The sequence below is a fragment of the Kitasatospora sp. NPDC093558 genome (genome assembly GCF_040683475.1).
Classification (GTDB): Bacteria; Actinomycetota; Actinomycetes; order Streptomycetales; family Streptomycetaceae; genus Kitasatospora.
Genome location: NZ_JBFBDY010000293.1, coordinates 1 through 8009 on the forward strand (window position 1 = coordinate 1; position 8009 = coordinate 8009).

At 73.4% G+C, this 8009-nt stretch carries 8 protein-coding genes and 1 pseudogene; 3 read left to right on the forward strand and 6 right to left on the reverse strand.

The window, feature by feature from the left end; all coding sequences use genetic code 11:
- Positions 1-183: 183 nt before the first annotated feature.
- From thiD to AB0O00_RS23925, 3 genes are all read right to left on the reverse strand, one after another.
- Positions 184-1029: a bifunctional hydroxymethylpyrimidine kinase/phosphomethylpyrimidine kinase gene (gene thiD, locus AB0O00_RS23915; RefSeq protein ID WP_363654941.1), complete on the reverse strand. Its 846-nt coding sequence runs from the start codon at positions 1027-1029 to the stop codon at positions 184-186.
- A gap of 23 nt (positions 1030-1052) precedes the next feature.
- A complete protein-coding gene (locus AB0O00_RS23920) occupies positions 1053-2078 on the reverse strand; it encodes a 6-phosphofructokinase (RefSeq protein WP_363654943.1) in 1026 nt (341 codons plus the stop codon).
- A 168-nt stretch (positions 2079-2246) separates the two neighbouring features.
- Positions 2247-3212: a thiamine-phosphate kinase gene (locus AB0O00_RS23925; RefSeq protein WP_359969579.1), complete on the reverse strand. Its 966-nt coding sequence runs from the start codon at positions 3210-3212 to the stop codon at positions 2247-2249.
- A gap of 243 nt (positions 3213-3455) precedes the next feature.
- Between AB0O00_RS23925 and AB0O00_RS23930 the strand changes: the two genes are divergently transcribed.
- Together AB0O00_RS23930 and AB0O00_RS23935 are read left to right on the forward strand one after the other, a co-directional pair.
- Positions 3456-3689 carry an Lrp/AsnC ligand binding domain-containing protein gene (locus AB0O00_RS23930; RefSeq protein WP_218205768.1) on the forward strand — a complete coding sequence of 78 codons (234 nt, stop codon included), beginning with the start codon at positions 3456-3458 and terminating at the stop codon, positions 3687-3689.
- Positions 3690-3709: 20 nt separating this feature from the next.
- The gene (locus AB0O00_RS23935) at positions 3710-4225 is read left to right on the forward strand and encodes a DUF3515 family protein (RefSeq protein ID WP_363654945.1); all 516 of its coding nucleotides are present in this window, start codon (positions 3710-3712) and stop codon (positions 4223-4225) included.
- A 78-nt stretch (positions 4226-4303) separates the two neighbouring features.
- Here the strand turns inward: AB0O00_RS23935 and AB0O00_RS23940 are convergent, their stop codons facing one another.
- The 3 genes from AB0O00_RS23940 to AB0O00_RS23950 form a co-directional block, all read right to left on the reverse strand.
- Positions 4304-5449, reverse strand: a complete 1146-nt coding sequence (locus tag AB0O00_RS23940; RefSeq protein WP_363654947.1) for a D-alanine--D-alanine ligase family protein — start codon at positions 5447-5449, stop codon at positions 4304-4306.
- A gap of 62 nt (positions 5450-5511) precedes the next feature.
- Positions 5512-6513 (reverse strand): NAD(P)H-dependent glycerol-3-phosphate dehydrogenase, encoded by a 1002-nt coding sequence (locus AB0O00_RS23945; protein WP_363654949.1) that lies wholly within the window; start codon positions 6511-6513, stop codon positions 5512-5514.
- On the reverse strand, positions 6510-7334 hold the full coding sequence (locus AB0O00_RS23950; RefSeq protein ID WP_363654951.1) for a lysophospholipid acyltransferase family protein: 825 nt from the start codon (positions 7332-7334) through the stop codon (positions 6510-6512). Before AB0O00_RS23950 ends, AB0O00_RS23945 begins: the two co-directional genes overlap by 4 nt.
- 227 nt (positions 7335-7561) lie before the next feature.
- Between AB0O00_RS23950 and AB0O00_RS23955 the strand changes: the two are divergent.
- Positions 7562-8009 (forward strand): annotated as a pseudogene (locus AB0O00_RS23955) (2-phospho-L-lactate guanylyltransferase); the annotation flags it as partial.

Genomic DNA, 8009 nt, shown 5'->3' on the forward strand with positions numbered 1-8009 from the left:
GCACCACGTGCATAACGGCCGTTACGGTCTCCCGCTGACGCGCAGCCCGGCATGCCGTACCTCCAGTGGCGCCGCACAATCCTCGGTTGGACCGGCTCCACTGTTTTCTGCTTTCCGCGGCGTCCCTCCGGACGCACCGCGGCGGTGGGCGGGTCCTGACGAGGGCCCGCCCACCGGTGTTCCTCAGCGCCAGCGCCAGGCGTGGTCGACCGGGCCGATGCCGGCGCCGAGCGCGAAGCCGCCCGCGATCGCCCCGGTGATGTACTCCTTGGCCGAGCCGACCGCCTCCGGCAGCGTCTCGCCCTTGGCGAGCCCGGCGGCGATCGCGCTGGCCAGCGTGCAGCCGGTGCCGTGGGTGTGCCGGTTGTCGTAGCGCGGCGCCCGGTACCAGTGTTCCTCCCCGGGCCCGCCGTACAGCAGGTCGGCGGCCTCGCCCTCCAGGTGCCCGCCCTTGACCAGCACCCAGCGCGGCCCGAGGTCGAGCAGCGCCTTGGCGGCGTCCAGCATCTGCCCCTCGTCCTCGACGGTGCGGCCGGTGAGCTGCGTCACCTCGTGCAGGTTGGGCGTGGCCACGGTGGCCACCGGCAGGAGCTTCTCGCGGACGGTCGCGACCGCCTCGGCGGCGAGCAGCGCGTCCCCGTGCTTGGAGACGCCGACCGGGTCGACGACGACCGGGGCGTCCACCCCCGCCAGCAGATCGGAGACGGTCTCGACGAGTTCGATCGACGCGAGCATCCCGGTCTTCACGGCCTGCACGCCGATGTCGTCCACCACGCTGCGGAACTGGGCCCGGACGGCCTCGGCGGGCAGTTCCCAGTAGCCCTGGACGCCGAGCGAGTTCTGCGCGGTGACGGCGGTGATCACGCTCATGCCGTGGACGCCGAGGGCGAGCATCGCCTTGAGGTCGGCCTGGATGCCGGCGCCGCCGCCGGAGTCGGAGCCGGCGACGGTGAGCACGCGGGGAGGGGCACCAGAGGGGCCGCGCGAAGCGCGTCGGCCAAGGGCGGGGGTGGGTGACGGGTGGGCCATGCCCCCAACCTACCCGCGCCTGCTCAGAGCACGGCCTCGGATTCCGCCCAGCGGTCCTCCGGCACCGTCTTCAGCCGGGTCACCGCGTCCGCGACCGGCAGCAGCTCGATGGCGCTCCCGCGCAGCGCGGTGAAGTGCCCGAACGCGCCCGCGTGGACGGCCTCCACCGCGTGCCACCCGAACCGGGTGGCGAGCACCCGGTCCCGAGCGGTCGGGGTGCCGCCGCGCTGGGTGTGGCCGAGGATGACCGGGCGGGCCTCCTTGCCGAGCAGGTCCTCCAGCTCGTGGGCGAGCCGGTTGCCGATCCCGCCGAACGTCCGGTGCCCGAACTGGTCGACCTCGCCGTGGTCGAAGCGCATCGTGCCCGGCCTCGGGGCGGCGCCCTCGGCGACGGCGATGATGGCGAACTTCTTGCCGCGCGCGAAGCGGTCCTCGACCATCCGGGCCACCGCCTCGATGTCGAACGGCTTCTCCGGGATCAGGATGCCGTGCGCGCCGCCGGCCATGCCCGCGGTGAGCGTGATCCAGCCGGTGTGCCGGCCCATCAACTCGACCACCATGACGCGCTGGTGGGACTCGGCGGTGGTCTTCAGCCGGTCGATCGCCTCGGTCGCGACGTGCACCGCGGTGTCGAAGCCGAAGGTGACGTCGGTCGCGTCGATGTCGTTGTCGATCGTCTTCGGCACCCCGACCACCGGCAGTCCGGCGTCACTGAACAGCTTGGCGGCGGTCAGCGTGCCCTCGCCGCCGATCGCGATCAGCGCGTCGATGCCGATGTCCCTGGCCAGCGTCTTGGCGTTCTCCACCGCCCAGGCGATCCGGTCGCGCCGCACCCGGGCCGAGCCGAGGATGGTGCCGCCGAGGGTGAGCAGGCCGGTGACGTCGTCGTGCGAGACCGGCCGGGTGCGGCCCTCGATCAGGCCGAGGAAGCCGTCCAGGATCCCGACGATCTCGTCACCGTGCACATCGGTGCCCCGGTGCACCACGGAGCGGATCACCGCGTTGAGGCCGGGGCAGTCGCCGCCGCTGGTCAGAACACCGATGCGCATGGTTGGTGTGTTCTCCGCTCGCAGTGGTTCGGACCACCCGCGCCGGAGGGCGGGCGGGCTCGATCCCGCGCAAGCCTACGCAAATCCGACCCGCTAATCCCGTTCACGGCACCCGGGAGCGTGACGTGCCGTACGCGTGTCCGAGCCCCATCAGCCGTACTGCGTACGTCACTCGGCGAAGTGGTCCCAGCCGCCGACCCGGTCCCAGGGCGCGCCGTCGACCGTCACCCGGCCGCCGCGGGTGCCCCGCGGCCGTCCGGTCACCTCGCCCACCACCCGCCAGCGGGCCGGGAGTTGGATCCCGCGCGGGAAGGTCGCCACGATCGCGTGGTCCTCGCCGCCGGACAGCACCCAGACCAGCGGGTCCACGCCGACGGCCTGGCCGATGTCGGCCATCTGCGCCGGCACGTCGAAGTCGGCGGCCTTGAGGTCGATGTCCACGTCGCTGGCCCGGGCCACGTGCCCGAGGTCGGCGACCAGCCCGTCGCTCACGTCGATCATCGAGGTCGCGCCCAACTCGGCGGCGGCCGGGCCCGCGTGGTACGGCGGCTCGGGCCGGCGGTGGGCCTCGACGAAGGCACGCGGCGAACGGAAGCCGCGCTGGAGCACCGTCAGTCCGGCGGCGGACCAGCCCAGCCAGCCGGTCACCGCGACCACGTCGCCCACCTGCGCGCCGGAGCGCAGCACGGCCGCGCGCCCCTGGAGGTCCCCGAGCGCCGTGATGGCGAGCGTGACGGTGTCGCCGCGCACCACGTCGCCGCCGACCACGGTCGCGCCGGCCACCTGGCACTCGTCGCGCAGTCCGTCCATCAGCTCGGTGGCCCACGTGGTGGGCAGGTCGGCGGGGGCGACCAGGCCGAGCAGTATCGCGGTCGGCACCGCGCCCATCGCGGCCACGTCGGCGAGGTTCTGGGCGGCGGCCTTGCGGCCGACGTCGTAGGCGGTGGACCAGTCCCGGCGGAAGTGCCGGTTCTCGATCAGGACGTCCGTGGTGGCCACCACCCGGCCGTCCGGGGCCTTCACCACCGCCGCGTCGTCACCCGGGCCGAGGTCGACCGCGTCGGTGAGCGGTACCCGGGCGGTCAGCTCCCTGATGAGGCCGAACTCGCCGAGCTCGCCCACGGTCCCCTGCATCTGCCGTCCTCTCGCGCTTCAAGCCGAATCGTGCTGCCGTGCCGGACGGCGCAGCCGTCCGGATCCGATCCCCGTCGCTCCCCCCGCGCGCAGCGTACGCCCTCCCGGGGCGCAGAGGTCTCCCCTCCCCGGCCCGCTGCGCGGTAGCGTGGTGATCAGACTGCCGGTGAGCCCGTTTCCCACCCGATGTCCTACCGGGCGAGCACGGCGGCGATCCCCCCAACCGGCCGCCGGGAGGCCCCCGTGGTACAGGCGTACATCCTGATCCAGACCGAGGTCGGCAAGGCCACCGCCGTGGCCGAGTCGATCTCCAAGATCCCCGGCGTGCTCACCGCCGAGGACGTCACCGGCCCCTACGACGTGATCGTCCGGGCCGAGGCCGACACCGTGGACGACCTCGGCCGCCTGGTCGTGGCCAAGGTGCAGCAGGTCGAGGGCATCACCCGCACCCTCACCTGTCCCGTGGTCCACCTGTAAGGCACGGCTACGATCGGCTGGTGCCCAGAGAACTCCGCGTCCCCCGCGTCCTGGCGGCCCTGCCCGCGCCGGTCCGCTGGCTCGCCGCGCCCGTCGCGCTGACCTGCACCGTCGTGGTGCTGCTCGGCAGTTGGAGCGGACCGGCGGACATCGAGGTGCCGACGCCGAGCGGCAAGGCGGCCGGCTACTGCCGGAACCTGGCCGCCGCGCTGCCGAAGGAACTGCTCGGGCACGCCCGCAAGGACCCGTCGCCGTCCTCGCCGTACGTCGCCGTCTGGGACACCACGCCCCGGACGGTGCTGCGGTGCGGCGTCGACCGGCCCGAGGCGCTCGACGGCGCGCACGCCGAGGACATGTCGCCGACGATCGACGACGTCACGTGGTGGTCGCAGAAGCTGGACGACGGGGGCTACCGCTTCGTCACGACGATGCGCGCCGCGTACGTCGAGGTGACCACCCCGCCCGGCGTCTACAACAGCCCGCTGGACCCGGCGTCGGCGGTCACCGCGGCCGTCAAGGCCACCATCCCGGGCTGACCGGAACGGACGAACGGAGGGCGGGCCGGGAGCTTCCCGGCCCGCCCTCCGCCGTTGCGTGCGTACGTTCCGCGCGGACTAGCGCAGCCCGGTCGAGCGCCGCAGCGCCGCCTGCAGCAGCCGGTCGATGAGCTCCGGGTACGCGACCCCGGTGGCCTCCCACATCTTCGGGTAGGCCGAGATCGGGGTGAAGCCGGGCATCGTGTTGATCTCGTTGATCATCCAGGCGCCGTCCTCCAGCAGGAAGAAGTCCACCCGGGCGAGGCCCTCGCAGCCGAAGGCCTCGAACGCGGCCACCGCCTGGCGCTGGATCTCGGCGGTCTCCTCGGCCGTCAGCTTGGCCGGGATCTGGACGTCCGAGGAGTCGATGTACTTGGCCTCGAAGTCGTAGAACTCGTAGTCGCCGCCGACCATGATCTCGCCGGGCACGCTCGCCCGCGGACCGTCCTCGAACTCCAGCACGCCGCACTCGATCTCTCGGCCGGTCACCCCGGCCTCGATGATCAGCTTGGGGTCGTGCCGGCGGGCCTCCTCGATCGCGGCGTCCAGCTCGGCCAGGTCCTTGACCTTGGTGATGCCGATGCTGGAGCCGGCCCGGCAGGGCTTCACGAAGAGCGGCAGGCCGAGCTCGGCCACCCGCTCGCGCACGGCCGCACGGCCCTCCTCGGTCTCCCAGTCGCGCTGTCGCACGACGGTGTAGCGGCCGACGCCGAGACCGTGCGAGGCGAGGATCCGCTTGGCGAACTCCTTGTCCATGCCGGCCGCGCTGGCGAACACGCCGTTGCCCACGTACGGAACCCCGGAGAGCTCCAGCAGGCCCTGCAGGGTGCCGTCCTCGCCCCACGGGCCGTGCAGCAGCGGGAACACCACGTCGACCTCGCCGAGCGCCTTGGGGGTGCTCCCCGGCTCGCTGAGGAGCACCTCGCGGCTGCCCGGCGAGACCGGCAGCGCGACCTGCCCGTCCACGGACTCGGCGACGTGCGCCACGTCCGGCAGCCTGCCGTCGGTGATGGCCATCCGGGCCGGCTCGTCGCTGGTCAGCGCCCAGCGGCCCTCGTGCGTGATGCCGATCGGCAGCACGTCGTACTTGTCGCGGTCGATCGCCCTGAGCACGCTGCCCGCGGTGGAGACCGAGATGGCGTGCTCGGAGCTGCGTCCGCCGAACACCAGCGCGACGCGGGGCTTCGGGGCGGACGGGTTCGGGGAGGACTGTTCGATGCTCATATCGCGTTTGAGACTACCGTGCGACGTGTTTCCGGAAAGTCAACCGCCCCGTCGGCCGCCGCTCAGCGCCGTTCGGCCTTCGCCGAACGGGACATGAGCGCCTGCAGCGCCTCCTGGGTGGGCCGGCCGTTGTGCACCACGTCGACGACGGCCTCGACGATCGGCATGTCGACGCCGCTGCGCCGCGCGAGGTCGAGCACCGACTCGCAGGACTTGACGCCCTCGGCGGTCTGCCGGGTGGCCGCGATCGTCTCGGCGAGGGACATCCCCCGGCCCAGGTTCATGCCGAAGGTGTTGTTGCGCGACAGCGGCGAGGAGCAGGTGGCGACCAGGTCGCCCATCCCGGCGAGCCCCGCGAACGTGTGCGGGTCGGCGCCGAGCGCCTCGCCGAGCCGGGTGGTCTCGGCCAGCCCGCGGGTGATCAGCGTCGCCTTGGTGTTGTCGCCGAGCCCCATGCCGGCGGCCATGCCGACGGCGAGGCCGATCACGTTCTTGACGGCGCCGCCGAGTTCGCAGCCCACCACGTCGGTGTTGGTGTACGGGCGGAAGTAGGGCGTGTGGCAGGCCGCCTGGAGCCGCTTGGCGACGGCCTCGTCGCTGCAGGCGACGACGCTGGCGGCGGGCTGCCGATTGGCGATCTCCTTGGCCAGGTTGGGCCCGCTGACCACCGCGACCCGCTCCGGGCCGACCTTGGCGACCTCGTCGATGACCTCGCTCATCCGCTTCGCGGTGCCGAGTTCGATGCCCTTCATCAGGCTGACCAGGACGGTCTGCGGCTCGATCAGCGGCGCCCAGGCGGCCAGGTTGTCGCGCAGCGTCTGCGAGGGCACCACCAGGACGGCGAAGTCGGCGCCGGCCAGCGCCTCGGCGGGGTCGGTGGTGGCCCGGACGGAGTCGGGCAGGCGCACGCCGGGCAGGTAGTCCGGGTTCTCGTGCGTGGCGTTGACGGCGTCCGCCAGCTCCTGGCGGCGGGCCCAGAGCACGACCTCGCTGCCGGCGTCGGCCAGCACCATCGCGAACGCGGTGCCCCAGGAGCCGGTCCCCATCACGGCGCAACGGGTCACTGAGCGGCCTCCTCGGTGTTCGGGCCGCCCTTGGCGCGGCGGCGTTCGGCGAGCGCGGCGGCGGCCCGCTCGCGGGCGGCCTTGCGCATGTCGTAGCGCTCGGCGGGCGGCTCCTCGCCGCGGATGCCGGCCAGCACGTCGGTGATCGCCGCCATGATGTCCTCGGTGGCGTCGCCGAGCACCTGCGCGGTGAGCTCCTGGCCCTGGTACTTGCTCAGGTCCACCGGCGGCCCGGCCGCGACGACCACCTTGTGGCGCGGGAAGAGGTTGAACTTGCCCTTCCCGTAACCGGGCCGGCCGTACGGCGGGATGATCTCGTGGGCGCCCCAGTGCGCGACCGGGATGACCGGCGCACCCGTCATCAGCGCGACCCGGGCGACGCCGCTCTTGCCCGTCATCGGCCACAGGTCCGGGTCCCGGGTGAGGGTGCCCTCGGGGTAGAACTGCACGCACTGGCCGCCGTTGACGGCGTCGATCGCGGCCCGGAACGCCTGCGCGGCGTCCGTCGACTCGCGGAACACCGGAATCTGGCCGGTCTTGCGCAGCATGAATCCGATGAAGGGAATCGAGAACAGCGAGGACTTGCCGAGAATCCGCGGCGGGCGGCCGCTGTTGTACTGCCAGTGCGCGTAGACCAGCGGGTCGATGATCGAATTGTGGTTCACCGCGGCGATGAATCCACCCTCGTCGGGAAGGTGCTCCCAGCCCCGCCAGTCGGGCTTCACCAGTGCGGTCGTCACCGGCTTGACCAGCACGGCCGCAAAGCGGTACCAGATGCCGTAGTCGGCGTTGCCGAACTTGGCGTGCGAGCGGCGGGCCACCCCAGGTCCTCCTCATCCGTGCGGCACCCCGGTGCCGCGGTCCTTGCCTCCCGGCGCCGGAGCACCGGCTGCCTGGTGCCCGGTCCCGGGCGCGGAACAGTGTCGCCCGCCCGCTCACCGGCTGTCGAGCGACCGCGCCAGCACGCCACGCAGTCGTGATCAAACGCACGTCCGCACAGCTGGGACGGCCTGGCGGGGGCTCCGGGACCGGCGTCACAATGACGCCGATGACCCAGGACACCGTACGCCCCAGCGGGCCCGTCGCGCCCGCCGCACCCACCGCCGGCTGGTCGCTGGTGCTGCCGCTCAAGCCGCTCGCCCTGGCCAAGTCCCGGCTGGCCCCGTACGCCGGGCCGCACCGGGCGGACCTGGCGCTCTCGTTCGCGCTCGACACCGTCACCGCCGCGCTCGCGACCCCCGGCGTCGCCCGCGTCCTGGTGGTCACCCGGGACAGCGAGGCCGGTGGACGGCTGGCCGCGCTCGGCGCCGTGGTGGTCGCCGACGAACCCGGCGGCGGCCTCAACCCGGCGCTGGCGCACGGGGCGTCGGCCGCGCTGGCGCTCGCCCCCGACGCGCCGCTGGCGGCCCTCTCGGCGGACCTGCCGGCGCTGCGCCCGGGTCCCGCACGCCCTGGCCGGGCTGCGGGCCGCCCAGCCGGCCGGGGCGCCGGCGTCG